The sequence below is a fragment of the Rhodobacter capsulatus genome (assembly GCF_052363175.1).
GTDB lineage: Bacteria > Pseudomonadota > Alphaproteobacteria > Rhodobacterales > Rhodobacteraceae > Rhodobacter > Rhodobacter capsulatus_D.
The window spans coordinates 165,407-189,828 of sequence record NZ_CP198946.1; the positions used below are offsets into that span (position 1 = coordinate 165,407).

The following is a 24,422-nucleotide window of genomic DNA, read 5'->3' on the forward strand; positions in this document are numbered from 1 at the left end:
CAACTGAGCATTGCAGTTGCGGCGCTTGACCTCAGCCCAGCCAGCTGAAGGCGCTGTCGAAATCGGCAATCCGGCCCGCCACCGCATCCTTGGCCGAGAGCACCGGCTCCAAATCGCCCATGCCCCAGTCGATGCCGATATCCGGATCGTTCCAGATCAGCGCGCCTTCGGTTTCCGGGTGGTAGTAGTCCGAGCATTTGTAGATGATCTCGGTTTCCGGCAGGCGGGTGACGAAACCATGCGCGAAGCCCTTGGGGATCAGCAGCTGACGGCCATTTTCAAAGCTCAGCTCGGCGCCGAACCAGTGCCCGTAGGTGGGCGAGCCCTTGCGGATATCGACCGCGACATCGAACAGGCAGCCCTTGCCGCAGCGCACCAGTTTGTCCTGCGCATGCGGCGGGTTCTGGAAATGCAGGCCGCGGATCGTGCCCACCGTCATCGACAGCGAATGGTTGTCCTGCACGAAGACGGTGTCGATGCCATGCTCGGCCAGCGCCTTGGCCGAGTAGCTTTCGGAGAAGAAACCCCGGTGATCGCCGAAGCGGCGCGGGGTGATGAGTTTGACACCGGCAAGCGGCGTGTCTTCGACGAGCATCGCGGTCCTCGTTGCAGCTGGGGTTCCGCGTTTGCTTAACAACTGCCCGGCGCAAAGTCACCCGGTGCGTTACACCAGAAAGTAATGCGTCGTGTCATCGATCCGCAGGGCCAGGCGGTCCAGGCTTTCGGCATCGATTACCGTCCAGATCGCTTCACCGGTGGGGCGGTAGAGGATTTGCACGTCGCGCACGGCATCATCGCCGCCAAGGGTCACCCATCGGAGTCCGAAACTGGAGAGCTTGGCCGCTTGTCCCAGAAAGACCAGTGTGTCCTGGGCCGTGTAATCGGTGATCCAGTCCGTGCCCCAAGCCTTGCGGCCATCATGCAGGAAGAGGTCGTTGCCCGGCCCACCGGTCAGCGTGTCATTATCGCCATCACCATAAAGCACATCACTGCCCGCGCCGCCTTTCAGAAGATCCGCCCCGCTGCCGCCGCGCAGTGTGTCGTTGCCCGGTCCCCCCCAGAAGCGTATCCGCCCCCGCCCCGCCCCAGATCCGATCGTCGCCGTCGCCGCCCGACAGGCTGTCTGCCAGATCCCCGGTCAGGCTGTCGTCCGCACCGCCGATGATCCTGTCCGCCCCAGATCCGCCCAGAACGGTATCGGCGCCCGCGCCCGCGTCGATCACATTGATGCCACTCTCGTCGGACAGAAGATCGTTGCCCGCGCCGCCCTTGAGCGTGTCATCGCCCGCCCCCCCCCCCTTGAGCGTGTCATCGCCCAGCGATCCGTTGCATCGGTCATTGCCCGCCCCGGCCGAGATGGCATCATTCTCGCTGCCACCATCCATGAGGTCGTTGCCCGCTCCGGCCTGCAGCGTATCTGCCCCGGCATCGCCGATCAGCGTGTCATTGCCGACATTGCCGACAAGGGAATCTGCGTTCACCCAGCCATAGAGCACATCGTCGGCATCGCCGCCGATCAGCGTGTCATCGCCGCCACCACCGTTCATGCTGTTCCGGCCGCTGCCCCCCTCGATGCTGTCATTGCCCCCATTGCCAAGGATCGTGTCATCACCGCTGCCCCCGAAGATGACATCGCGCCCGCTGTCGCCGCGGATCTGGTCGCTTGAGTCAAGGCCGAAGATCGTGTCGTTTCCCACGCCTCCCAGCAAGGTGTCGCGGCCGATCGTGCCTTCAAGCACGCCACCGTTCTGACCGGCCTGCCGCCGTTCGCCAGCGACTTCCCCCAGCATGATCACCCGGTCGGCCAGACCGAAGCCGAGCCCGGCCCAGATGTCGGTCAGCGCGAGCGGTTGGCCAGTGCTGGAAACGATCTCGATCTCGGTGCCGAAGTAGGTCAGCAGGATGCCGCGGCTGGTCGCTTTCGCCGTCAGTTGCGCGGTCGAATGCAGCATCGGCAGGCCGCTCAGGTCGATGCGGTCGCCGGGAGTGAAATCCATCACATATTGCCGGTTGCCCGAGCTGCGGATCACGAAGACGTCGTTGCCATCGCCGCCGAACATCTGGGTGCTGCCCGGCCCCGAGACCAGCACATCCTCGCCCGCGAGGCCCATCAGCGTATCCTGGCCGGCGGTGTTCGCGATCAGCAGATCATCGCCCCCCGATCCGTCCCGTCGCAGGTTGCCGGTGTTGGTGCCGTTCACGGTTGTGCCGAGATCGCCAAGGTCGATGCGCAAGAGGCTCATCCCCGTTGTGCTGCCCGAGGAGACAAAAAGCCGGATTTCGGTGCCCACCACCGTCATCTCCAGCGCGGTGATGTTTTCGAGCCCGAGGCCCGGCCCCTGTTCCAGCACTTGCAGTTGCACCAGACGGCCATCGGGCAGAAGCGTGAACAGCGTCAGCCCGTCATCGCCGCCACCCGCGACCACGAAGACCCGCCCCTCGGCCTTGAGTGCCTTCAGCACGGTCAGCGTGCCGAACCGGCTCTCGAGCGTGTCGAGCAGATGATCGGTCGGGCGCAGGCTGCCGGTCGCCGTCAGCTCCATCACCGAAATCGTGCTGCTGCCGCCTGCGCCAAGCAGCACGAAGGTTTTGCCAAAAGCGCTGACCGTGGTCATCGCGGTGGGATCATTGATGCCAAGCCCGTTCGCGGCGCCAAGCGATCCGACCTGCAGCAGCGTCCCGGTCGCGCTGATCGTGTAGCTGGCGACGCCATCGAAACTGCCATCGGCGCGCAGCAGGAATTCCGTGCCGCCGACGTTCACCCGGTCGAGCAGCACCTGTGTCGCCGAAGCCGCGCCCGAGGGGCTTGCCGTGGCCGAAACCCAGCGCGGGATGCCGTCGCGGTCGATCGCATAGCCGTTCAGCGCCCCGCTGATCGCATCGGCCACATAGATCATGTCGGCGCCGCTGGCGATTTCCGCCGTCAGCAGCCCGTTTTGCAGCCAGGGCGAATGCGCATCGTCGAGCCGCACCGTCGTCTGCCGGTCAAGATTGCCGGGGCCCGCGGAATTGCTGCTCAAGAGATCCCCGCCCTGGGTGACGCCGAAGATGATCCGGGTGTAACCGTTGAACGTGGCCCAGGACAGATCCAGTGTCATCATCGAGGCAAGGCTGCCCGGGAAGTAGAAACTGTCAACGACGCCGGGCACGGCGCCGCCATCGACCCGCCAGGCGAGGATGCCGCCATTGCTGCCGGTCGAGCTGTAGAGGAACGTTCCCGAGTCCGTCACGGTGATCTCGAGCCGTTCGATATTCGTGTCGAGCAAAGAAAAACCAGACTCGAAACGTCTCGAAAACTCGATCCGCATCGTGTAACCTCTCTGTGAGCATATTGGGAACATAACGGAAACAATCCGCGCCGTCGCGGCATGATTGTTTCGAAATTGCGTAGAGTTTTACCGAATTTGGTGCGGCTCCCCCGCTCAGGCGCCTCGCCGCGCTGCGCGTTCGGTGCTTGCCAAAGCGCAAGCGACGGGTCTAATCGGCACATGACCCAGTTTGCCCTTGCCGCCCTTGCCGCCACCCGCGCCCTGCGCACGCTCTTCGAGCCGACGCCGCTGCAGCGCAACGAGTTCCTGTCCAAACGCTACGAGGCCGATATCTGGCTCAAGCGCGAGGATCTGACGCCTGTGCGCAGCTACAAGCTGCGCGGCGCCTTCACCGCGATGCGCAAGCTGCTGGAGGTCAACCCCGAGGCACGGCAGTTCGTCTGTGCCAGCGCGGGCAACCATGCGCAGGGCGTCGCCTTTGCCTGCCGCCATTTCGGCGTGCGGGGGACGATCTTCATGCCGGTGACGACGCCGCAGCAGAAGATCGACAAGACCCGCACCTTTGGCGGCGATGCGGTCGAGATCGTGCTGACGGGCGATTATTTCGATCAGACGCTGGCGGCGTCGCAGAAATTCTGCGCCGAGGTGGGGGCGCATTTCCTGTCGCCCTTCGACGATGAGAATGTGATCGAAGGCCAGGCCTCGGTCGGGGTCGAGATCCTCGATCAGCTCGGCAAGGCGCCCGATCTGGTGATCCTGCCGGTCGGTGGCGGTGGCCTGTCGGCGGGCGTCACGGGCTATCTGCGCGCGACGGCGCCGCAGACGCAGTATCGCTTCGTCGAACCTTTGGGCGGTGCCAGTCTGACCGCCGCGGTGGCCGCGGGCGAGCCGGTGACGCTGAAACATGTGAACAGCTTCGTCGATGGCGCGGCCGTGGCCCGGATCGGGGCGCTGCCGCTTGCGGCGCTCGACTGGGTGACCCCCGCCGAGATCCTGCTCGCGCCCGAGGATCGCATCTGCCTGACCATGCTCGAGATGCTGAACCACGAGGGCATCGTGCTGGAACCGGCCGGGGCGCTGGCGCTGAACGTGCTGCCCGAACTGGCCGAGGAGATCCGCGGCAAGACCGTGGTCTGTCTGACCTCAGGGGGCAATTTCGACTTCGAGCGGCTGCCCGAGGTCAAGGAACGGGCGCAGCGCTATTCGGGTCTGAAGAAGTATTTCATCCTGCGGATGCCGCAGCGGCCGGGGGCGCTGCGGGAATTCCTGTCGATGCTCGGCCCCGAGGACGACATCGCGCGGTTCGAATATCTGAAGAAATCCGCCCGCAACTTCGGCTCGGTGCTGATTGGCATCGAGACGAAGCAGGCCGACGCGTTCGATGCGTTGACGCAGAAACTGGATGCCGCGGGATTTGATTACCGCGACATCACCGATGATTCCGCGATCGCCGAATTCCTGATCTGAGCCTCAGGCCGCCGACAGGAATTCGTCGACTCGCCCCATGAAGATATCCTTCGACCGGCCATAGCAATCGAGCACGGCGGGAATGTCGACCGTCGCGGCATTGCCCGCGGCGCAGCGGCGTTCGCCGTCCTGACAGATGGCGCCGAAGGCACGGAACCCCAGATTCCAGGCCGAACCTTTGAGGAAATGCAGCTCTTCGCCCAATTTTTCAGGGCGACGACCGAGATTCATCACCACATTCTCGACTTCATCGAGGAAAAGCTCCAACACTTCGGCAAACCCTTCGGCGCCGATTTCGGATCGCAACTCGGCGACCCGTTCCCAATCGATCATCTTGCCCTCCACGGAGCCCATTTCTTCACCACAGGGCGAGGCTACGGCGCATTTCTTGCGGAAGACTTAACCCCCGGCAGCATTACTGGGATTCACCAGTTCTTAAGTCCGATCACGGACAGTGCGCCATGCATAGTTCCGGTGAGCCCGTGACCGATCCGATTTCCGACCGTCAAGACCCGACCTCTGTTGCACAATCCGATGCGGTGCCGCGTCGGGTGCTGGTCGTGGATGACAGCAAGATGCAGCGCCGCATCCTGTCCGCGCAATTGTCGCGGTCGGGCTATGAGGTGCTGGAGGCGGGCACGGCGGAAGAGGCGCTGGAGATTTGCAGTCAGATCGAACCTGATTTCGTGCTCTCCGACTGGATGATGCCCGGCATGTCGGGGATCGAATTCTGCCAGCAGTTCCGCACCATGCCGCGCGAAGGATATGGCTATTTCATCCTTCTGACCTCGAAGACGGAAAAGCACGATGTGGCCGAGGGGCTGCAAAGCGGCGCCGACGATTTTCTGGCCAAGCCGGTGAATGGTGACGAGCTGCGGGCCCGGCTGACGGCGGGCGAGCGCATTCTGACGATGGAACATGCGATGAAGGAGAAGAACCGTCAGCTCTCCTCGGCGCTGGGCGAGTTGCAGTCGCTTTACGATTCGATCAACCGCGATCTGGTCGAAGCCTGCAAGCTGCAGCAAAGTCTGGTCAAGGAACGCCACCGCAGTTTCGGCAATGCGCAGGTCTCGCTGACGCTGCGGCCTTCGGGCCATGTCGGTGGCGATCTGGTGGGGTTCTTCCCGATCAACATCCGCCGCGTCGGGCTTTACGGCATCGACGTGTCGGGGCATGGCATCACCTCGGCGCTGATGACGGCGCGGCTGGCGGGCTATCTGTCGGGCACCTCGCCCGAGCAGAACATTGCGCTGATCCAGACCGAATTCGGCTTTTACGACGGCCGCGACCCGGCCGATCTGGCGGCCTATCTGAATACCCTCGTGCTCGAGGAAATGCAGACCGACAGCTATTTCACCCTGATCTATGCCGATGTGGACCTGATTTCCGGCAAGGTGGCGCTGGTGCAGGCGGGCCATCCGCATCCGGCGGTGCTGCGCGCCGATGGCTCGGTCGAGTTTCTCGGCGATGGCGGCCTGCCCGTCGGGCTGATCGAGGGGGCGCAATACGAGACGGTGACCACCAAGCTTGCCCCCGGCGACCGGCTTTTTCTCGGCTCGGATGGCATCACCGAGGCCGAACCGCCGCGCCGCCCGCAGATCGGCGAAGATGGGTTGGCGATGCTGCTCAACCGGCTGCAATTGCTGCGCGGCCCGGCCTTTCTCAATGCGCTGTACTGGGAATTGCAGCGTATGACGTCGGACAACCTCTCCGATGACGTCTCGGCGGTGCTGTTCGAATTCGACGGCGCCAAGGAAAACGTCGGTTAAGGCTCCCGCAGGGCCTCGCGCGGTTTGTCGAGCGGCCTGACCGTGGCAAACTCGACTGACATTGCCCGTCTTGCGGCTTAGGCTCGAATATGATCCGGCTTTTGCGACCGGAGGATCACTTTTGAAATCCGAATACCCCGAAGGGGCACAAGGGCTGGTCATAAATATTGAGGCGGAAACAACGGGCGGTTTCGCGATCAGCTGATGCAGAGAAAACGTAGCGGTTAGCCCATATTTTGTAGGACCTTGGCCAAAAAGTGCCGGTCGCCGGTGTTGTCGAGCGCGGCCAGAGCCTCGCGTCCCGACATCCAATGCGCGACATGTCCAGATTCGGTTGGCGGCCCCAGCCGCAGCGCCGGACGCGCCATGTAGACGTGGCAGATCTTCTCGGCCCACAGGTTGTATTCCGGCATGAAGGTGAAGCGCCGATAGGCCCCCAGACGCCGATGGCCGGTGATCGACCAGCCGGTCTCCTCGTAGACCTCGCGGTTCAGGGCGGTCAGCGGCCCCTCGCCGGGGTCGATGCCGCCGCCGGGCAGCTGGAACTCGGGCTTCGGCTCGGCCTGATGGGTCAGCAGGAACCGGTTGCCCTGCACCAGCACCGCATAGGCCCCCGGCCGCTGCTTGTAGCGCTGCCCCGAGACCACCCGTTCACCGAACCGCCGCATTTTCGCACATCCTCTGTTGGGGGAACCGGTTGCCCCGCCTATATAGGCACGGTATGCCAGCCCAAGGGCTGCTCGAAAACCCCCGGGAACCAGATGACACCGCTTTCGCAAATCGCTTGGGACGATACCGTCCTGCCGTTCCAACTCGACCGCTCGGATGTGCGCGGCCGTATCGCCCGCCTTGATGGCGTGCTGGAAGACGTGCTGCGCCAGCACGATTACCCGGCCATCGTCGAGGGTCTGGTCGCCGAAATCGCCCTGCTGACGGCGCTGATCGGGCAGACGATGAAGCTGCGCTGGAAGCTCTCGCTGCAGGTCCGCGGCAAGGGGCCGATCCGCATTCTGGCGACCGACTATTACGCGCCCACCGAAGAGGGGGCCTCCGGTCGCATTCGCGCCTGGGCCAGCTTCGACCCCGCGCGGCTTGACGAAAGCGCCGATGCCTTCAGCCAGATCGGCGAGGGCTATCTGGCTGTGCTGATCGATCAGGGCGAGGGGACTTTGCCCTATCAGGGCATGACGCCCTTGGCCGGTGGCTCGCTCTCGGCCTGTGCCGAGACCTATTTTGCCCAGTCCGAACAGCTGCCGACCCGCTTCCAGCTGGCCTACGGCCGCTCGACCGAGGCGGGTCAGGCCGAGCGCTGGCGGGCCGGCGGGGTGATGCTGCAGATGATGCCGTCGTCGCCGATCACCGCGCGCGAAGGCTCGGGCGAGGGGGGGCTGCTGCGCCACGCCGACATTCTGGCCGGGGCCGAGGACGAGAACTGGACCCGCGCCAATGTGCTGCTCGACACGGTCGAGACGATGGAGCTGATCGGCCCCTCGGTCGGGCTGACGAACCTGCTGGTGCGGCTCTTCAACGAGGAAGTGCCGCGCGTCTATGATCCGACGCCGGTCCGGTTCGGCTGCACCTGTTCGGAAGATCGGGTGCGCACCAGCCTGTCGATCTATTCGGCGCGCGACATCCGGCACATGACGACGGCGGACAACACCGTGACCGCCGATTGCCAGTTCTGCGGTGCCCATTATGTCTTCGATCCGCTGACGCTCGGGTTCGAGGCGCAGAAGAACCCCGATGGCAGCCCGAAAGAGGCCGCGGATGGCTGAGGGTTTTGCGCCCCTTCGTGCCGCTTTGGCGCGGCCGGGGCGGCCTTCGTCGGACTATGACCTGAATCCGGAGACAGACTTGCCCGCGGGGCGCGTGCTGCGGCCCGCGGGCGTTCTGATCCTCTTCGAAGAGACGCCTGCGGGACTGCATCTCTATCTGACCAAGCGCGCCTCGCATCTGCGCCATCATCCGGGGCAGATCGCCTTTCCGGGCGGCAAGGTCGAGCCGGGCGACGCGGACCCGGTCGCGGCGGCCTTGCGCGAAGCCGAAGAGGAAATCGGCCTGCCGCGCGAAAACGTCGAAATCCTTGGCGTGCTCGAACCGCATGAGACGGTGACCGGTTTTCTGGTCACCCCGGTTCTGGCGCGGCTCGTTGGGCCGTTCACCCCGCGCTCCGACCCGTCCGAAGTGGACGAGGTTTTCACCGTGCCCTTCGCGCATCTTGCGTCATGCCGGTTTCGGGTCGAAAGCCGCCGCTGGCGCGGGAAGATGCGACATTACTATGTTGCGCCCTTCGGCCCCTATTACATCTGGGGCGCCACCGCGCGGATGCTGCGGGCGCTGTGCGACCGGATGGGCCGATGAAGATCGCGGGCGACTGGCTGCAGGCCAGCCATGTGCAGAAGGTGCTGGCGATGCTCTCGGGCGGCGGGCATCAGGCGCTTCTGGTCGGCGGCTGCGTGCGCAATGCGGCTCTGTCCCAGCCGGTTTCCGATATCGACATCGCCACCGATGCCCCGCCCGAGCGGGTGATCGACCTGGCGAAAGCCGCCGGGCTGAAGCCGGTGCCGACGGGGATCGATCATGGCACGGTGACCGTCGTCGCCGATCATGTCGGGCACGAGGTCACCACCTTCCGCCGCGATGTCGAGACCTTTGGCCGTCATGCGACCGTCGCCTTTTCGGCCGATATCCACGACGACGCCGCCCGGCGCGATTTCACCATGAACGCGCTTTATGCGACGGCCGATGGCACGGTGCTTGATCCCTTGGGCGAGGGGTTGGCCGATCTGGCGGCGCGAAGGCTGCGCTTTGTCGGCGACCCGGCGCAGCGGATCACCGAGGATTACCTGCGCATCCTGCGCTTCTTCCGCTTCACCGCCTGGTATGGCGATCCCGAACAGGGGATGGATGCCGAAGGTCTGGCTGCCTGCGCCGCGTTTTCTGCCGGAATAGAGACGCTTTCGCGCGAACGCATCGGCCATGAGATGCGCAAGTTGCTCGCTGCCCCCGATCCCGCGCCCGCCGTCTGCGCGATGCAGGCGAGCGGCGTGCTGTTGCAGGTTCTGCCGGGGGCCGAGGCGCAGTTTCTGGCACCGCTCGTGCATCTGGAAGCCGCTCTTCCGCCCGATCCGATCCGCCGTCTGGCGGTTCTGGGCGGCGCCGATGTCGCGGCGCAGCTGCGCCTTTCGAAAGCCGAGGCCCGGCAGCTTGAGCGCTTGCGCGAGGCTTTCGGCGATCCGGGGTCCGACGCTGAACTCGGCTATCGCTACGGGGCCGAGATCGCCCGCGATGCGCTTTTGATCCGCGGTGCGTCCCTGGGGCAAGCCATCCCCGAATTCAGCCTGAACAGAGTCGCTTTTGGCGCCGCGCAGCGCTTTCCGGTGACGGCTTCCGACCTGATGCCCGGTCTTGCCGGACCGGCGCTTGGCGCGAAGCTGAAAGAGCTGGAATGCCGCTGGATCGCCTCGGGCTTCTCGCTTTCGCGTGAGGCGCTGCTCGGTTCGGACGGCTGAGCTTTCCCTTTCGCCGTCGCCCGCTATATTTGATGGCGAAAGGATCTCCGATGATTGACGCCTTCCTGCCTGCCGAGGGACCGCCGCCCTCGCGACTGACCCCGTTTCTGCGGTGGTGCCTGAAGGGCGCCTGGCCCGCTGTCTGGATTGCCGGGGCGGCTTCGGCGCTGGCAGGCTCGATGGAGGTGGGGGCAGCCTGGCTTCTGGGGCTGGTCATCGACAGCGTCGTCGGCGCCGATCCCGCGACCTATGCCGGGCAGCATCTGTGGCTGCTCTTCGCCTTTATCGTCTTCTATCTGGTGATCCGGCCGGGGGCCTTTGGCCTGTCCACCTGGACGACGAACATGCTGGTGGCGCCGAATGTGATGCCGCAGGTTCTGTCGCGGCTGCATCGCTGGACGATGGGCCATTCGGTCACCTTCTTCGACAACGACTTCGCCGGCCGCATCGCGCAAAAGCAGATGCAGACCGCCCGCGCGGTGACGGATGTGGTGTCGGAAATCATCGGCACGGTCTTCTTCGCGCTCGCCTCGATCATCGGCTCGGTGGTGCTTCTGGCCGGGATCGATGGCTGGGGGGCGCTGTCGCTGGCGCTGTGGCTGGTGTTCTATCTGCTGTTGATCCGCGCCTTCCTGCCCCATGTCCGGGGCCGGTCGAAGGCCCGCGCCTCGGCCCGCGCGATGGTGACGGGGCAGGTCGTCGACACGATCACCAACATCAAGACGGTGAAGCTCTTCGCCCATGCCGATCACGAAGACCGCGTGGCGCTGGGCGCGATGGAGGGGTTCCGCACCGCCACCAAACGCTTTGGCGTCACCACCACCTGGTATCGGCTGAGCCAGATCACCTTCTCGGGCCTGTTGCCGATCCTGCTTGTTGGCGGGGCGATGCTGATGTGGCGCAAGGGCGCCGCGACGCCCGGCGACATTGCCGCCGCGGGGGCTGTCGCGATGCGGATCGCGCAGATGTCGGGCTGGGTGTCGCAATCGCTGATGGCGCTGTGGTCGAACATCGGCGAGGTCGAAGACGGCATGCGCACCCTGACCCCCGCCCATGCGATCACCGACGCGCCGGGCGCGCAGGTGCTGGGCCGGGTCAAGGGCGAGGTCCGTTTCGAGGCCGTCAGCTTCGCCTATGGCCGCGAAAAGGGTGGCATCGACGGGGTGGATCTGGCGATCAAGCCGGGCGAACGCATCGGCATCGTCGGCGCCTCGGGGGCCGGGAAATCGACGCTCGTCTCGCTGCTGCTCAGGCTCTATGACACCGAAAAAGGTGCGGTGACGATCGATGGCGTCGACCTGCGCGAAGTCACGCAGGAAAGCCTGCGCCGCAATATCGGGATGGTCACGCAGGAAACCGCGATGTTCAACCGCTCGGCGCGGGAGAATATTCTTTACGGTCGCCCCGACGCGAGCGATGCCGAGATGATCGCCGCCGCCGAGGCCGCCGAAGCGCATGAATTCATCCTTGGGCTGGTCGACCACACCGGCAAGACCGGCTACGATGCGGCGCTGGGCGAACGCGGGGTGAAGCTTTCCGGCGGGCAGCGGCAGCGCATCGCGCTCGCGCGGGCCTTCCTGAAGAACGCCCCCATTCTGGTGCTGGACGAGGCCACTTCGGCCCTTGATAGCGAGGTGGAGGCCGCGATCCAGAAGGCGCTTCGCCGGGTGATGGAGGGCAAGACGGTTTTGGCGATCGCGCACCGGCTCTCGACGATTGCCGAGATGGACCGGATCGTCGTGCTCGATCAGGGTCGGATCGTCGAAGAGGGCAGCCATGCCGAACTGCTGGCGCAGAACGGGCTTTATGCGCGCTACTGGAACCGGCAGTCGGGCGGCTTCCTTGGCACCGACGAGGAAGAGGCCGAGGAGATGCTTGGCATCGAAGCCGCGCAATAGGCTTGGCCCGCGCGGTCCCATCGGCTAAGCGGGGCTCAAAGGAGCCCGCCCATGCCATTCCCCATCGACCGTCTCTCCCTGCTTGCCGATGGCGTCGCCCACGGGCCCGAGGGGACCGTGCATGTGGCGATGGCGCTTCCGGGCGAGGTGGTCGAGGGCACGGTCGAGAACGGTCGCATTGCGACGCCGTCGATCATCACGCCCTCGCCCGAGCGGATCAAGGCGCCCTGTCCGCAGTATCGGGCGTGCGGGGGGTGTCTGCTGCAACATGCCTCCGACAGCTTCGTGGCGGGCTGGAAGGCGCAGGTCGTCGAAACCGCGCTCGCCGGGCGGGGCATTGCGGTGAAGATCGAGCGCGTCGAAACCTCGCCCGAGTTTTCGCGCCGTCGCGCCACCTTTTCCGGGCGACGGACCAAAAAGGGCACGCTCGTTGGCTTTCATGCCCGCGCCTCGGATACGGTGGTCGAGGTGCCGAACTGCCGGATCCTGCGGCCGGAACTTCTGGCCGTGCTGCCCGCGCTGAACGAAATGACCGCGGCGGGTTCCTCGCGCAAGGGCGAGATGTCCTTTGCGGTGACGCTGTCGGAAGCCGGGCTGGAAATCGCGGCCAAGGGCGGCAAGGAGATGGACCCCGCGCTGTTTCAGACCCTTGCGGGGCTGGCCGAGCGGCATGATTTCGCGCGCCTCAGCTGGGATGCCGATACCGTCGCCGCCCGCCGCCCTGCGCTGCAAAGTTTCGGCGCGGCACGGGTCAACCCGCCGCCCGGGGCCTTCCTGCAAGCGACCGCCGCGGGCGAGGCCGCCTTGGTCGATTTCGTGCGCAAGTCCACCGAGGGCGCTTCGAAGATCGCCGATCTGTTCGCGGGGTGTGGCACCTTTGCCCTGCCGCTGGCCGCCGCGGCCGAGGTTCATGCGGTCGAAAGCGAGGCCGCGATGCTGACGGCGCTCGACAAGGGCTGGCGCACTGCGCAGGGCCTCAAGCGGCTCACCCACGAGGCCCGCGATCTGTTCCGTCGGCCGCTCCTGCCCGACGAGATCGACCGCTTCGACGCCGTGGTGATCGACCCGCCGCGGGCCGGGGCGGAGGCGCAGGTGGCCGAGATTGCGGCCTCGAAGCTGCGCAACCTCACCTATGTCTCCTGCAACCCGGTGACCTTTGCCCGCGATGCCGAACGGCTGGTGCAGGCGGGCTTCGTGCTGACCCACGCAATCGTGGTCGATCAGTTCCGCTATTCCGCGCATATCGAGCTTGCGGCAAGCTTTCGGCGGACGTAAGGGCTTCGCGCTCGCCCAATTTTCCTGCTAGGGTGGGCGCAACCATAACACCAAACGATACCGGCAGCACACAGGCACGTCATGAACCGTCGCACGCTTCTTCTGGGGCTTTCCAGTCTCACCCTTCTGGCAGCTTGCGGTGGCGATTCCGCAAAGTTCCGGCATTACTCTGGCCCGCGAGTCACGCAGATCCAGGTCTTCAAGCGCAAGCGCAAGATGTTCCTGTTCTCTGGCAATGATGTGGTGGCGAAATACAAGATCGCGCTGGGCGGAAATCCGGTCGGCAAAAAGCGCTTCGAGGGCGATGGCAAGACCCCGGAAGGGCTTTATTACATCTCGGCGCACAACCCGAATTCGGCCTATCATCTGTCCTTGCGGGTCTCCTACCCGAACGAGGAAGATGTGGCCTATGCCGAGGCGCAAGGCCGCAAGCCGGGTGGCGACATCATGATCCACGGGCAGGGGCGCGGGTATCGCGGCACCCGCGGCGACTGGACGGCGGGCTGCATCGCGGTCGAGGATGCCGAGATCGAGGATATCTTCGCCATGGTGCCGAACGGCACGCCGATCTTCATCTTCCCCTGATCCAGATCCGATCCCCGGACATGCAAAAGGCCCCCGCGGGGGCCTTTTTCGTTTCGGATGGGGCGCGGCTTACTGGCCGGTGACCATCGTCCACCAGATCTTGCCCGAGGGTTCCTGATACCAGGAAAAGCCCATCTGCGTCGCCGCCGGGTTCAGGATCACGTCGCGCGTGTCGGCCAGCGCCATCCAGGCGGAGAGCGTCTCGGTCTCGGTCTCGTAGGTCTCGGAGATGTTCTCGCCCAAGAACTGCCCGGTGAAGCCCGCGCGCTGCACGCGCTGGATCGGCGAGGAGCCGTCCGAGCCCCAGTGCCACGGCCGGTTCTGATCGGCCATGTCGCGCGAATGACGTTGCGCCGCCGAGTTCAACGCCGGGTTCAGCGCCACGGGCGCGGTGCCGCGGGCAGAACGCAGCGTGTTGACGGCCTCAAGCACGCGCGTCGGGATTTCTTTCGCATCGCTCTTCGAGATGCGATACATTTTCGGCAGCGGTTTGCCATCGGGCCCGACCTGTTCGCCGGACGTGGTGCAGCCGACAAGAGCAAGACTTGCCGCAATAATCAGGGCGGTTGCGCGGATCATGGTATTCCCCCGGGGTTTGAGCGGTCCCTTACACTGCTCTGCACTGCGGCGCAAACCCACAGTTGCGTGAAACGTCACAATGACGTCGGTTTGATTTGCACATGCAGCGCAGCGGCATTAAGGAGACGCCCTGAATAGTTTCCCGCCCTACGGAGTTCACCATGTCGGATGCGCGCAAGATGCTCGACCGCCGTTCTTTCCTCGGCACCGCCGCATTTGCCGGGGTCTCTCTGGCTGCACCCGCGGTGCTGGCTCAGGCCTTGCCGGACACCGGCCTCGAACAGCACGAGGAAAACGCCAACACCAACATGCGGCGCAACATCTCGAGCTTCCGCGAGCTCGACTGGAAGCCCTATTTCTCCAACACCACGAATGGCATCATCCTGGTAGACACGATCTCGCGGGCGCTGCATTTCTGGTCTGAAGACCTGTCGATCTACAAGCTTTACCCGACCTCGGTGCCGGTGTCGGAAGAGCTGACCCGTCGCGGCCGGACCGAAATCATCCGCAAGGTGAAGAACCCGACCTGGTCGCCGACGCCCTCGATGAAGCAGCGCAACCCCGACTGGCCGGATTTCGTTGAAGCCGGTCCGGACAACCCGCTTGGCACCCGCGCGATGTATCTGAGCTGGCAGTATTACCGCATCCACGGCACTCACGACACGCGCAAGATCGGCCGCAAGTCGTCGAACGGCTGCATCGGTCTTTTTAACCAGCACGTCGAAGAGCTTTACGAACTGGCCAAGGTCGGCACGCAGGTCGTGCTGATCTGAGACCGGCATCATCGCCAAAACGAAGGGGGCCAGCGGCCCCCTTTTTCATGTCCGGTGGTCGGTTGTTGTTCAGTCGATCCAGCCCGCCAGATTTTCCTCGACCACCTCAAGCAGCGCTGCGATATGCAGGTCGTCGTCATTGAGGCAGGGCACATAGGTGAAGCTTTCGCCCCCCGCATGTTCGAACGCCTCGCGGATCTCGCCGTTGATTTCTTCCAGCGTCTCGATGCAATCGGCGGAAAAGGCGGGCGAAATCACCGCGATGCTTTTCTTGCCCGCTTCGGCCAACTGCACCACATGCTCGACCGTGTAGGGGCGCAGCCATTCCTCGGTGCCGAAGACCGACTGGAAGGTCGTGTCGATCGAATCCGGTCCCCAGCCCAGCCGCTCGCGCAAGAGGCGCGAGGTCTTCTGGCATTGGCAGTGATAGGGGTCGCCTTCGCGGTGATAGCGCTTCGGCATCCCGTGATACGAGGCCACCAGCACATCGGGGCGTTTGTCGAGCGTCGCATAGACCCGCTCGACCGAAGCTGCCAAGGCCTCGATGTAACTCGGGCGGGCGAAATATTCGGGGGCGGTGCGGGCAGCGGGCTGACGCTTGACCTCCATCAGCGCGCGGAAGAACTGGTCGTTCGCCGTGGCCGAGGTGGCCCCCGCATATTGCGGATAAAGCGGCAGGAACAGGATGCGCTCGCACCCCTGCGCCAGCATGTCATCCAGCACGTCGCGGGTGGAGGGATTGCCGTAGCGCATGCAGAAATCAACCACCACATTGCCCGCGCCATAGCGACTATCGATCGCGGCCCGCAGCTTGCGCACCTGATCGCGGGTGATCGTCATCAGCGGGCTTTCGTCGCGCTCTTCGTTCCAGATCGTGCGGTAGTTGTTGCCCGAGGTGAAGGGGCGTTTCGACAGGATGATCAGCTGCAGAAGCGGCTGCCATTTCCAGGTCGGATAGTCGATCACCCGCTTGTCCGAGAGGAATTCGTTCAGATAGCGCCGCATCGACCAGTAGTCGGTGGAGTCAGGCGTTCCGAGGTTCGCAAGCAGCACGCCGACACGCGGAACCGGCACCGACGGGTGGTCGGCGGGGGCGTGCGGAAGGATGCGGTTGGCGATCGTCATGACTCGTCCTGCTGGCTGTCCGGTCCCGGAGGTATAGCTTTTTCATTTGGGGTCAATGAAAAGCTGAACAATATCCTTGTGCAATGATTGAGCACCGTCACCCCTGCGACGTTTTGCCCAGAACATCGGTCAAGGAACAAGCAGCCGAGCCCGGCCGAAGGGGTTTTTGTTGACTTTCATGCGGTTTCCAGCCGGTCAGCCAGACCATGTCGAAACTCGCGCGCACCTGTCCCTCGGCATCGGCGAAATGGGCGACATACCGCGACAGCGCCTGCATCAACACCGCGCGCGAGGTGAAGCTGCGGCGTCGCTCGATCAGCGCATTCGTCTCGCCCATCGCCCGCAGATCGCGCAGAAGCTTCAGCGGATCGCCATAGCTGACCCGGCGCAGCACGCTGTCGGCAACCGGCAGCGCCAGCCCCGCGCGTTGCAAAAGCGCGCCCAGATCGCGGATCTCGCCCATCGGCAGCACCCGCGGCGACAGACCGCCGGTCACTTCAACCTCGGCCTCGGCCAGAACCGCGCGCAGCTCGGACAGCGTCTGCCCGCCAAACAGCACCGCGATAAAGAGCCCGTCGGGCCGCAGCGCCCGGGCGCATTGCACGATCTGCCCCACCGGATCATCGGCCCAGTGCAGGCACATCGCATGCACGATCAGATCATGCGCCTCGGGGGCAAGGTCGAGCAGATCCTCGTCCGCGACAACTTTCGCCCCCGGCAGGATTTCGCGCCAAGGTTGTGAAAAATTCGTCACCACAGCCGGAGACGTAAACGATCTGTTAACCTCGTTCAGTCTCTCCTGCAGTTCGACGGCAGCGTCTTCGTGCAGGAAAAGCTCAGGCCCAAGCGATCGGGCACGGGCACGGTGGCGCGTCAGGGCGGTGCGGTCGGTCAGTCGTGGAGAGTGTGTCATGGTCAGGACGAAAGATAGGGCGGTTCGCCCGCAGATGCCAGATGCCGTGCGGTCCGCCCTGCGCATGGCGCTGCATACAGTGTTTCCGCCGCGCTGTATCTGTTGCGGCGAGGCGGTCAGCACCGATTACGGCCTGTGCGGCCCGTGCTGGCGCGAGACGAGCTTCATTTCGGGCACTGTCTGCGATTGCTGCGGCTTGCCGCTGCCGGGCGAGGCGGCGGAGACGGTGCTGTGCGACGACTGCCTTGCAAGCCCACGGCCCTGGGGGCGGGGGCGGGCGGCCTTTCTTTACGCGGGCACCGGGCGCAAGCTGGTGCTGCAATTGAAACATGCCGACCGGCTCGATCTGGTGCCGCCGCTGGCGCTGATGCTGGCCCGCGCGGCCGAGCCGATCCTGCGGCCGAAGATGCTGGTGGCGCCGGTGCCCTTGCATCGGTTGCGTCTGGTGCGGCGCAAGTTCAACCAATCCGCGATGCTGGCGCAGGGGCTGGCGCGCGAACGCGGTCTGGCCTGCGTGCCCGATCTGTTCCTGCGCACCCGGCCGACGGCGGCGACGGAGGGGATGACCCGGGTCGAGCGGAGGACCAATCTGGAAGGCGCCATCGCGGTGACGCCGAAACATCTCGACCGGATCAAGGGCAAACACCTGCTGCTGATCGACGACGTGCTGACCTCGGGCTCGACCCTCGAAGCCACGGCCGAGGCGGCCTTGGCGGCGGGTGCGTCCAAGGTCTCGGTCGCGGTGCTGGCCCGCGTTGCGCGCGACGGCTGAAGCCCTTACGTTGGGGCCAACAAGGAGCCCCCATGAAACGCGTCGAAATCTACACCACCCGCACTTGCCCCTATTGCCTCGCCGCCAAGGAGCTTTTGACCACCAAGGGCGTCGCCTTCGAGGAGACCGATGTCGGCGCCGATCCGGCGCTGCGGGTGGCGATGCGCGAGCGGGCGAACGGCCGTCATACCGTGCCGCAGATTTTCATCGGCGGCGTGCATGTCGGCGGCTGCGACGACATCCATGCGCTGGATGCGGCGGGCAAGCTTGACCCGATGCTGGCGGATTGATGCGCGCCGCTCTGGTCCAGCTGTCGGTGACCGAGGATCCGGCCGCGAACCTGCCGGTGACGGTCGATTTCATCCGACAGGCCGCGGCGGGCGGGGCGGGCTTCGTGCTGACCCCGGAGTGCACCAATCTTCTGTCCTCGGACCGGGCGCATCAGCGCGCGGTTCTGGCGCACGAAGAAGACGATGCGACGCTCGCCGCCCTGCGGGCCGAGGCCGAGCGTCTGGGCATCTGGCTGCTGATCGGCTCGCTGGGGCTGAAGACCCATGATGCTGACGGCCGCTTTGCCAACCGCTCCTTCCTGATCGGTCCGGCGGGGCAGATCGTCGCCCGCTATGACAAGATCCACATGTTCGACGTCGATGTCAGCCCGACCGAACGCTATCGCGAATCCGAGGCCTATCGCCCCGGCACCCGCGCCGTGCTGGCCGATGCGGGCTTTGCGAAACTCGGCATGGCGATCTGCTACGACCTGCGCTTTCCGCAGCTCTTCCGCAGGCTCGCGCAGGCGGGTGCCAATGTCCTGACCCTGCCCGCGGCCTTCAATGACACCACGGGCGCGGCGCATTGGGAAAGCCTGATCCGGGCACGGGCGATCGAAAACACCTGTTTCGTGCTCGCCCCCGCGCAATGCGGCACCCATGCCGCCCACGCCGGAAAACCGCGCCGGACGCATGGCCACAGCCTTGCCGTCGCGCCCTGGGGCGAGGTGCTGGCCGATGGCGGCCTTGAGCCCGGGGTGGCGCTGGTGGACCTTGACCTCGCCCGCGTTGCCGAGGCCCGCGCCCGCGTCCCCTCGATCACCCATGACCGCGGGTTTGACGGGCCATGAGCGATCCGACCGACCCGCTTGCCGCCGCGCTCTTCGCCGAGGTCTTCATGGCCGATCAGCTGGCGCGCAACGTGGTCAGCCGGGCGCTGCCGAAAGGGATGGAAATCTCGCATTTCTCGGTGCTCAACCATCTCGCCCATATCGCCGAGGAACGCACCCCCGCGCAGCTGGCCGCCACCTTTCACGTCACCCGCGGCGCGATGACCAACACGCTGTCGAAACTGGTCTGGGCCGGGCATGTGCATATCCGCCCCGACTGGGACGACGCGCGGCGCAAGTTCGTCGCGATCTCGCCCGCCGGGCGGCAGGCGCGGGATGCGGCGCTGACCTCCTTCATGCCGGTCATCGCCGATATCGTGCGCGACATCGGCGCCGAGAAAGTCCGTGCCGCTTTGCCGGTCCTGCGCGAATTGCGGCTGCGGCTCGAGGAAAGCTGAAGCCGCGGAACGGGGGGGCTTTCCGCCCCCCACACCCCCCGAGCGTATTTGCGCCAAGAAGAAGCGAAGGGGTTTCTTCTTGGGAAAAATACGCCCTTTTCTTGGCCTAAATACGCAGACTTCAAATCAAAAAGGCCCCGCCGAGCGAACGGCGGGGCAAGGTCGTGCCTTGGGACGCTTCGTCCAGACACCGGCGGTAACCTTGAATTGGGTCAGTTCATCTCGGCGCGGATCTGCTGGCGCAGCAGGTCGATCGGCACCATCTTGCCGTCGCGCTTGAAGTGCCAATAGGTCCACCCATTGCAGCTGGGCGCGCCTTCGAGATGGGCGCCGACCTGATGGATCGAGCCCTTCACGTCATTGCCGACGAGCGTGCCATCGGCGCGGACCTTCGCCTTGAAGCGATTGCCGATGGAATACAGCTCTTCGCCCGGGCGCAGCATGCCGCGTTCGACCAGCTGGCCGAAGGGGATGCGCGGTTCGGCGCGTTTCGAGCCGGTGATCTCCAGCGCCTCGCGGTCGAATTTGCGGACCTTCTCGATGCGCTTGCGGGCGGCGTCGCGATAGGCTTCCTCGCGCTCGATGCCGATGAAGTCGCGGCCCAGCATCTTCGCCACCGCGCCCGTCGTGCCGGTGCCGAAGAACGGATCAAGCACCACATCGCCCGCATTGGTCGTGCCCAGAATGATCCGGTGCAGCAGGCTTTCCGGCTTTTGCGTCGGATGCGCCTTGTCGCCCGCATCGTCCTTCAGCCGCTCGTTGCCGGTGCAGATCGGCAGCACCCAGTCCGAGCGCATCTGGATGCCCTCGTTCAGCGCTTTCAGCGCCTCGTAATTGAAGGTGTATTTCGCGCCTTCGCCTTTCGACGCCCAGATCAGCGTTTCATGGGCGTTGGTCAGCCGCTTGCCGCGGAAGTTCGGCATCGGGTTCGACTTGCGCCAGACCACGTCGTTGAGGATCCAGAAGCCCTGGTTCTGCAACTCGGCGCCGAGCCGGAACACGTTGTGATAGGACCCGATCACCCAGATCGCCCCATTCGGCTTCAGGATGCGCTTCGCCGCCGCCAGCCAGTCGCGGGTGAAGCTGTCGTAGTGATCGAAGCTGCCGAACTGGTCCCAGGCGTCATCCACCGCATCGACCTTGGAATTGTCGGGGCGATGCAGATCGCCGCGCAATTGCAGGTTGTAGGGTGGGTCCGCAAAGATCAGATCGACGCTTGCCTCGGGCAAGCCGTTCATCACCTCGATGCAGTCGCCTGCAAGAATTTCATTGAGCGGAAGCGCCGCCTGCGGCTTCCGCGTCTCGGATTTGGTCATGTATGCCTCATTCTGCCCGTTCGGGTCTTGCCCACCAGAGCTGCCCATCGGTCGCCAGCTTGTGCCGGTCTATGGAGACAAACATGAGTCAAACACGATTCGCCGTCAATTTCTTTTTTGAATCAACGGGTTACAGAAATGTCTTGGCACAAGATGTTGTGCACGGGCTTGAACGAACGCCTATGAACGGGGGTGACCCCAAAATCTAGAAGCGCCTGCAGATGGTCCTTCGTCGGGTAGCCTGCGTTCCTCTCCCAGCCGTAGCCGGGGTATTGTTGCGCCAAATCCACCATCAGCGCATCGCGCACTTCCTTGGCCACGATCGAGGCTGCCGCGATCGAAACCGACCGCGCATCGCCCTTCACGATGGTCTCGGCGCTGATCGCGAGCGCCTTGGGCATCCGGTTGCCGTCGATCAGCACATGGTCGGGCGGGGTATCAAGCCCCGAGATCGCGCGGAGCATCGCCAGATGGCTGGCTTGCAGGATGTTGAGCGCGTCGATCTCTTCGACGCTGGCATGGGCGACCGAGACTTCGGCCGTGGCGGTGATATGCGCCACCAGCTCGGCGCGGCGTCTGTGCGAAAGCTGCTTCGAATCGTTCAGCCCCGCCGGGATGCACGACAGATCCAGCACCACCGCGGCTGCGGTGACCGGTCCGCAAAGCGGTCCGCGGCCGACTTCGTCGACGCCAGCGATGCGGGTGAAGCCGCGCGCAAGGGCGGCCAGTTCGAAACTGGTATCGGGTGCGGTGCTCATGGGACCGGTGTGCCGTCTGCCGTGCCGCCGCGCAACGAAAAAGGCGCGGGGGGTGCCCCGCGCCAGTCCGGTCCGGCTTCTCGTGTCCGGTTGGTATTCTGCCTGCTCAGCGGCTGTAGCTCCAATCCTCCGGGTCGCGGTGGTGACGATGGGGACGACGGTGTTCGCCGCCGCGGCCATAGCCGTCATCGTCCCAGCAACCGGGCGAGCGTTCCTCGACCCGGCGACCGTGGCGGTCGTAATAGACCTCGATCCGGCAGTCGTCGGCGCGGCGATAGTCGCGGTCATCTCGCCGCGGCGGAGGCGGCGGGCGATGGCCGCGGGAATTGTCGTTGCTATCGGCGATGGCGGCCAGCACACCCAGACCCACAATCAGGCCCAGAGCGGCCCGGTCCCGGTCGTTCATGGCACTTGCAGGCGTGGCCGAAATCCCGGTCAGCGCGACGGCAGCGGCAAGCGCGGCAGCGGTCAAACGCGGGAAGGCGAAGGCGGTCATGGCAGGGATCCTTTCGATGCGGGCCGGGTTCAGCAAGGGCCCGCGGTTTGCCTGTCCCGAACATGGGGCGGCCCCCGCCGCAGCGCAATATCAGCCCCTTGTTATCGGATAGCAGACGCGAAAACGCCTTTGGTTCTTGCATAACGCGGCCTGCGCGGGCAGCCTGCGGCCATGATGAAGACCCTGCTCCTCACCTTGCTTGTTCTGGCCGCCGCCCCGGCGCAGGCGCAGTGTTTCGCTTCCTGGAAGGCGAAACAGGATGCGCCCTTGCGGCTGATCTATGGCGTGTCGGAGGTGTCCGACGCCGCCTGTTCCAAGAAAGCCGCCAAAGCGGAACTGGCGCCGCGGCTGGCGTCGGGTGGCTGGACGCTTCTGACCGTCGTCTCGGTCTTTGGCCCCGAGGGCCTCGAACAAAGAAAGGTCAGTTCCGGTGCATTCTTCCTCCGTTACTGAGGGGCTGAAGACCGGCTCGCGGGCGCTGATCTGGGGGGTGGTGGCGATCGGCCTTGCGCTCTCGGCGGCGGCTGCCTTCCTGTTTCTGTCGCTGCCCGACAGCAATGCCTTTGACGCGCGGGTCGAACAGATCTTCGTGCAGAACGACGTGCTGACGAACCCGACGCAGCTGCGGCTTTTGGAGGTGCTGGCGTCCTCGTCGAACACCTTCGCCGACATGCTGCAATCCTACCGGGTGATCATCTTCATCCTTCTGGTCTTTGCGATGGTGCTGATGATCGCGGCTTTGGTGCTGTTGATCATCATCGCGGGTCTGAACCGGCGGATGAGTGCGATTCAGCGCGCGGGGATCGAGGTGCAGTCCCTGCGCATCCTGCGCGCGGAAAACGCGGTGATGCTGAACGACATGGTGTTCACCCTGACTCCCGCCGCGATCGAGACTTTGGCCGTTCTGGCCGAGGCGCGGATGGATGACGAATGGCTGACCGGGTCGAAGATCGAATCGGTGATCTCGGGGCGGCCCGAGCCCGATTGCGAGGAAGCGGCGGGCGCGACGCGGATCAAGCGGCTGCGCGATGCGCTTGGCAATGCGCTCGTCTCGGAACTGCTTGTGAGAAATGTTTCACGAAAGGGTTACACGCTCGGCGTAGCGAAAGAGCGGCTGCGGGTTGACTGACCCCCCTTTTCGCCCATCCGCGAATTCTGTTGCGCGGGGGGGGAGGGGGTCCTATATCGCGGCTTCACTTTCGCGCGGGGGGGCGCCCTTGATTCCGACACCCTTCTACCTGATCGACGAGACGGCCCTTTTGCAGAACCTGCAAAAAGATCGACCTGCTGCGCGAGGCCTCCGGGGCCAAGGCGCTGCTGGCGCTGAAATGCTTTGCCACATGGTCGGCCTTTGACATCATGCGCCCGCATATGGATGGCACGACGTCCAGCTCGCTGTTCGAGCTGCGTCTGGGCAAGGAAAAGTTCGGCAAGGAAACCCATGCCTATTCGGTGGCCTGGTCGGATCGCGAGATCGACGAGGCTTGTTCCTATGCCGACAAGATCATCTTCAATTCGGTCGGTCAGCTGACCCGCTTTGCCGAACCCTCGCACGGCATCAAGCGCGGCGTGCGGCTCAATCCGCGGTTCTCGACCTCCGGATTCGATCTGGCCGATCCGGCGCGGCCGTTCTCTCGGCTGGGCGAATGGGACGTGACGAAGCTTCTGGGCGTCGCGGACCTGATTTCCGGCGTGATGATCCACTACAACTGCGAGAACCGCGATTTCGCGCTGTTCGATGACCAGCTGGGCCGGATCGAGCGGGAATTTGCGCCGCTGCTGGAGAAACTGGAGTGGGTTTCGTTGGGCGGCGGCATCCATTTCACCGGCGAGGGCTATCCGCTTGAGGATCTGGCCAAGCGGCTGAAAAGCTTCTCGGATCGCTTCGGGGTGCAGGTCTATCTGGAACCCGGGGAAGCCTCGATCACGAAATCGACGACGCTTGAAGTCACGGTGCTTGACCTGCTCGACAACGGCAAGCAACTCGCCATCGTCGACAGCTCGATCGAAGCCCATATGCTTGATCTGCTGATCTACCGCGAAAGCGCGAAGCTGCCGCAGATGGGCGAGCACGCCTATCAGATCTGCGGCAAGTCCTGCCTTGCGGGCGACATCTTCGGCGAGGCGCGGTTTCCCGCGGCCCTGAAGGTGGGCGACCGCATCTCGGTTGCGGACGCGGCAGGCTACACCATGGTGAAGAAGAACTGGTTCAACGGCGTCAACATGCCGTCGATCGCGATCAAACGCGCTTCGGGCCAGATCGATCTGATCCGCGAGTTCACCTACGAGGATTACCTCTCATCCCTGTCCTGAGGGGCTGATCGCCCCCTTCCCTGTCTCGTGAAAGGAGCCAGAAGA

26 protein-coding genes and 1 pseudogene are annotated in these 24,422 nt (G+C 64.7%); 16 read left to right on the top strand and 11 right to left on the bottom strand.

Annotation, left to right across the window (positions count from 1 at the left end):
* Window positions 1-31: 31 nt before the first annotated feature.
* The 3 genes from rfbC to ACTTAI_RS01555 form a co-directional block, all read right to left on the bottom strand.
* Entirely contained in the window at window positions 32-595 is a 564-nt protein-coding gene (gene rfbC / locus ACTTAI_RS01545; RefSeq protein WP_444453749.1) for a dTDP-4-dehydrorhamnose 3,5-epimerase, read from the bottom strand.
* Between the two features lie 69 nt (window positions 596-664).
* Window positions 665-1,096: a hypothetical protein gene (locus tag ACTTAI_RS01550; protein WP_444455684.1), complete on the bottom strand. Its 432-nt coding sequence runs from the start codon at window positions 1,094-1,096 to the stop codon at window positions 665-667.
* Window positions 987-3,308 carry a calcium-binding protein gene (locus tag ACTTAI_RS01555; protein ID WP_444453751.1) on the bottom strand — a complete coding sequence of 774 codons (2,322 nt, stop codon included), beginning with the start codon at window positions 3,306-3,308 and terminating at the stop codon, window positions 987-989. Before ACTTAI_RS01555 ends, ACTTAI_RS01550 begins: the two co-directional genes overlap by 110 nt.
* Before the next feature lie 180 nt (window positions 3,309-3,488).
* Here ACTTAI_RS01555 and ilvA point away from each other — a divergent pair, with 180 nt between their 5' ends.
* Entirely contained in the window at window positions 3,489-4,736 is a 1,248-nt protein-coding gene (gene ilvA, locus ACTTAI_RS01560; RefSeq protein WP_444453753.1) for a threonine ammonia-lyase IlvA, read from the top strand.
* A 3-nt stretch (window positions 4,737-4,739) separates the two neighbouring features.
* Here the strand turns inward: ilvA and ACTTAI_RS01565 are convergent, their stop codons facing one another.
* Window positions 4,740-5,069 carry an Hpt domain-containing protein gene (locus ACTTAI_RS01565; protein WP_444453755.1) on the bottom strand — a complete coding sequence of 110 codons (330 nt, stop codon included), beginning with the start codon at window positions 5,067-5,069 and terminating at the stop codon, window positions 4,740-4,742.
* Window positions 5,070-5,197: 128 nt separating this feature from the next.
* Here ACTTAI_RS01565 and ACTTAI_RS01570 point away from each other — a divergent pair, with 128 nt between their 5' ends.
* A complete protein-coding gene (locus ACTTAI_RS01570; protein WP_444453757.1) occupies window positions 5,198-6,505 on the top strand; it encodes a PP2C family protein-serine/threonine phosphatase in 1,308 nt (435 codons plus the stop codon).
* Between the two features lie 224 nt (window positions 6,506-6,729).
* Here ACTTAI_RS01570 and ACTTAI_RS01575 read toward each other — a convergent pair whose 3' ends face one another.
* Window positions 6,730-7,173: an NUDIX hydrolase gene (locus ACTTAI_RS01575; RefSeq protein ID WP_444453758.1), complete on the bottom strand. Its 444-nt coding sequence runs from the start codon at window positions 7,171-7,173 to the stop codon at window positions 6,730-6,732.
* Between the two features lie 93 nt (window positions 7,174-7,266).
* On the opposite strand from ACTTAI_RS01575, the gene hslO reads away from it, so the two are divergent.
* From hslO to ACTTAI_RS01605, 6 genes are all read left to right on the top strand, one after another.
* Window positions 7,267-8,280, top strand: coding sequence for an Hsp33 family molecular chaperone HslO (gene hslO / locus ACTTAI_RS01580; RefSeq protein WP_444453760.1), 1,014 nt, complete (start codon window positions 7,267-7,269; stop codon window positions 8,278-8,280).
* The gene (locus ACTTAI_RS01585; protein WP_444453762.1) at window positions 8,273-8,866 is read left to right on the top strand and encodes an NUDIX hydrolase; all 594 of its coding nucleotides are present in this window, start codon (window positions 8,273-8,275) and stop codon (window positions 8,864-8,866) included. Before hslO ends, ACTTAI_RS01585 begins: the two co-directional genes overlap by 8 nt.
* The gene (locus ACTTAI_RS01590; RefSeq protein WP_444453764.1) at window positions 8,863-10,017 is read left to right on the top strand and encodes a CCA tRNA nucleotidyltransferase; all 1,155 of its coding nucleotides are present in this window, start codon (window positions 8,863-8,865) and stop codon (window positions 10,015-10,017) included. The genes ACTTAI_RS01585 and ACTTAI_RS01590 overlap by 4 nt, the downstream gene beginning before the upstream one ends.
* Window positions 10,018-10,067: 50 nt before the next feature.
* On the top strand, window positions 10,068-11,915 hold the full coding sequence (locus ACTTAI_RS01595; RefSeq protein ID WP_444453765.1) for an ABC transporter ATP-binding protein: 1,848 nt from the start codon (window positions 10,068-10,070) through the stop codon (window positions 11,913-11,915).
* Between the two features lie 51 nt (window positions 11,916-11,966).
* A complete protein-coding gene (locus ACTTAI_RS01600; RefSeq protein WP_444453767.1) occupies window positions 11,967-13,190 on the top strand; it encodes a class I SAM-dependent RNA methyltransferase in 1,224 nt (407 codons plus the stop codon).
* Between the two features lie 81 nt (window positions 13,191-13,271).
* Window positions 13,272-13,775, top strand: a complete 504-nt coding sequence (locus ACTTAI_RS01605) for a L,D-transpeptidase family protein (RefSeq protein ID WP_444453768.1) — start codon at window positions 13,272-13,274, stop codon at window positions 13,773-13,775.
* Window positions 13,776-13,844: 69 nt separating this feature from the next.
* Here the strand turns inward: ACTTAI_RS01605 and ACTTAI_RS01610 are convergent, their stop codons facing one another.
* Window positions 13,845-14,354, bottom strand: a complete 510-nt coding sequence (locus tag ACTTAI_RS01610) for a CAP domain-containing protein (protein WP_444453770.1) — start codon at window positions 14,352-14,354, stop codon at window positions 13,845-13,847.
* A 161-nt stretch (window positions 14,355-14,515) separates the two neighbouring features.
* Between ACTTAI_RS01610 and ACTTAI_RS01615 the strand changes: the two genes are divergently transcribed.
* Window positions 14,516-15,127 carry a L,D-transpeptidase gene (locus ACTTAI_RS01615; protein WP_444453772.1) on the top strand — a complete coding sequence of 204 codons (612 nt, stop codon included), beginning with the start codon at window positions 14,516-14,518 and terminating at the stop codon, window positions 15,125-15,127.
* Between the two features lie 69 nt (window positions 15,128-15,196).
* Here the strand turns inward: ACTTAI_RS01615 and hemH are convergent, their stop codons facing one another.
* Entirely contained in the window at window positions 15,197-16,252 is a 1,056-nt protein-coding gene (gene hemH, locus ACTTAI_RS01620) for a ferrochelatase (RefSeq protein WP_444453773.1), read from the bottom strand.
* Between the two features lie 97 nt (window positions 16,253-16,349).
* Window positions 16,350-17,165 (bottom strand): methyltransferase domain-containing protein, encoded by an 816-nt coding sequence (locus tag ACTTAI_RS01625; protein WP_444453775.1) that lies wholly within the window; start codon window positions 17,163-17,165, stop codon window positions 16,350-16,352.
* Here ACTTAI_RS01625 and ACTTAI_RS01630 point away from each other — a divergent pair.
* The 4 genes from ACTTAI_RS01630 to ACTTAI_RS01645 are packed head-to-tail and all read left to right on the top strand — an operon-like array spanning window position 17,164 to window position 19,494.
* Window positions 17,164-17,937: a ComF family protein gene (locus ACTTAI_RS01630; protein ID WP_444453776.1), complete on the top strand. Its 774-nt coding sequence runs from the start codon at window positions 17,164-17,166 to the stop codon at window positions 17,935-17,937. The two genes, ACTTAI_RS01625 and ACTTAI_RS01630, sit on opposite strands and share 2 nt — an antisense overlap.
* Window positions 17,938-17,969: 32 nt before the next feature.
* Window positions 17,970-18,227 carry a glutaredoxin 3 gene (gene grxC / locus ACTTAI_RS01635; RefSeq protein ID WP_110804394.1) on the top strand — a complete coding sequence of 86 codons (258 nt, stop codon included), beginning with the start codon at window positions 17,970-17,972 and terminating at the stop codon, window positions 18,225-18,227.
* Window positions 18,227-19,057: a carbon-nitrogen hydrolase family protein gene (locus tag ACTTAI_RS01640; protein ID WP_444453778.1), complete on the top strand. Its 831-nt coding sequence runs from the start codon at window positions 18,227-18,229 to the stop codon at window positions 19,055-19,057. The genes grxC and ACTTAI_RS01640 overlap by 1 nt, the downstream gene beginning before the upstream one ends.
* Entirely contained in the window at window positions 19,054-19,494 is a 441-nt protein-coding gene (locus ACTTAI_RS01645; protein ID WP_110804392.1) for a MarR family winged helix-turn-helix transcriptional regulator, read from the top strand. The genes ACTTAI_RS01640 and ACTTAI_RS01645 overlap by 4 nt, the downstream gene beginning before the upstream one ends.
* A 212-nt stretch (window positions 19,495-19,706) precedes the next feature.
* Here the strand turns inward: ACTTAI_RS01645 and ACTTAI_RS01650 are convergent, their stop codons facing one another.
* The 3 genes from ACTTAI_RS01650 to ACTTAI_RS01660 all read right to left on the bottom strand — a co-directional run bounded on the left by ACTTAI_RS01650 (window position 19,707) and on the right by ACTTAI_RS01660 (window position 22,064).
* Window positions 19,707-20,810 carry a site-specific DNA-methyltransferase gene (locus tag ACTTAI_RS01650; RefSeq protein ID WP_444453781.1) on the bottom strand — a complete coding sequence of 368 codons (1,104 nt, stop codon included), beginning with the start codon at window positions 20,808-20,810 and terminating at the stop codon, window positions 19,707-19,709.
* Between the two features lie 122 nt (window positions 20,811-20,932).
* Window positions 20,933-21,568 (bottom strand): ribonuclease HII, encoded by a 636-nt coding sequence (locus ACTTAI_RS01655; protein ID WP_444453782.1) that lies wholly within the window; start codon window positions 21,566-21,568, stop codon window positions 20,933-20,935.
* A 106-nt stretch (window positions 21,569-21,674) separates the two neighbouring features.
* On the bottom strand, window positions 21,675-22,064 hold the full coding sequence (locus tag ACTTAI_RS01660) for a hypothetical protein (protein ID WP_444453784.1): 390 nt from the start codon (window positions 22,062-22,064) through the stop codon (window positions 21,675-21,677).
* A gap of 171 nt (window positions 22,065-22,235) precedes the next feature.
* On the opposite strand from ACTTAI_RS01660, the gene ACTTAI_RS01665 reads away from it, so the two are divergent.
* The 3 genes and pseudogenes from ACTTAI_RS01665 (at window position 22,236) to ACTTAI_RS01675 (ending at window position 24,377) form a co-directional block, all read left to right on the top strand.
* Window positions 22,236-22,517, top strand: a complete 282-nt coding sequence (locus ACTTAI_RS01665; protein WP_444453786.1) for a hypothetical protein — start codon at window positions 22,236-22,238, stop codon at window positions 22,515-22,517.
* Entirely contained in the window at window positions 22,495-23,193 is a 699-nt protein-coding gene (locus tag ACTTAI_RS01670) for a hypothetical protein (RefSeq protein ID WP_444453787.1), read from the top strand. The genes ACTTAI_RS01665 and ACTTAI_RS01670 overlap by 23 nt, the downstream gene beginning before the upstream one ends.
* An 88-nt stretch (window positions 23,194-23,281) precedes the next feature.
* A pseudogene (locus ACTTAI_RS01675) lies at window positions 23,282-24,377 on the top strand (carboxynorspermidine decarboxylase).
* Window positions 24,378-24,422: the final 45 nt, after the last annotated feature.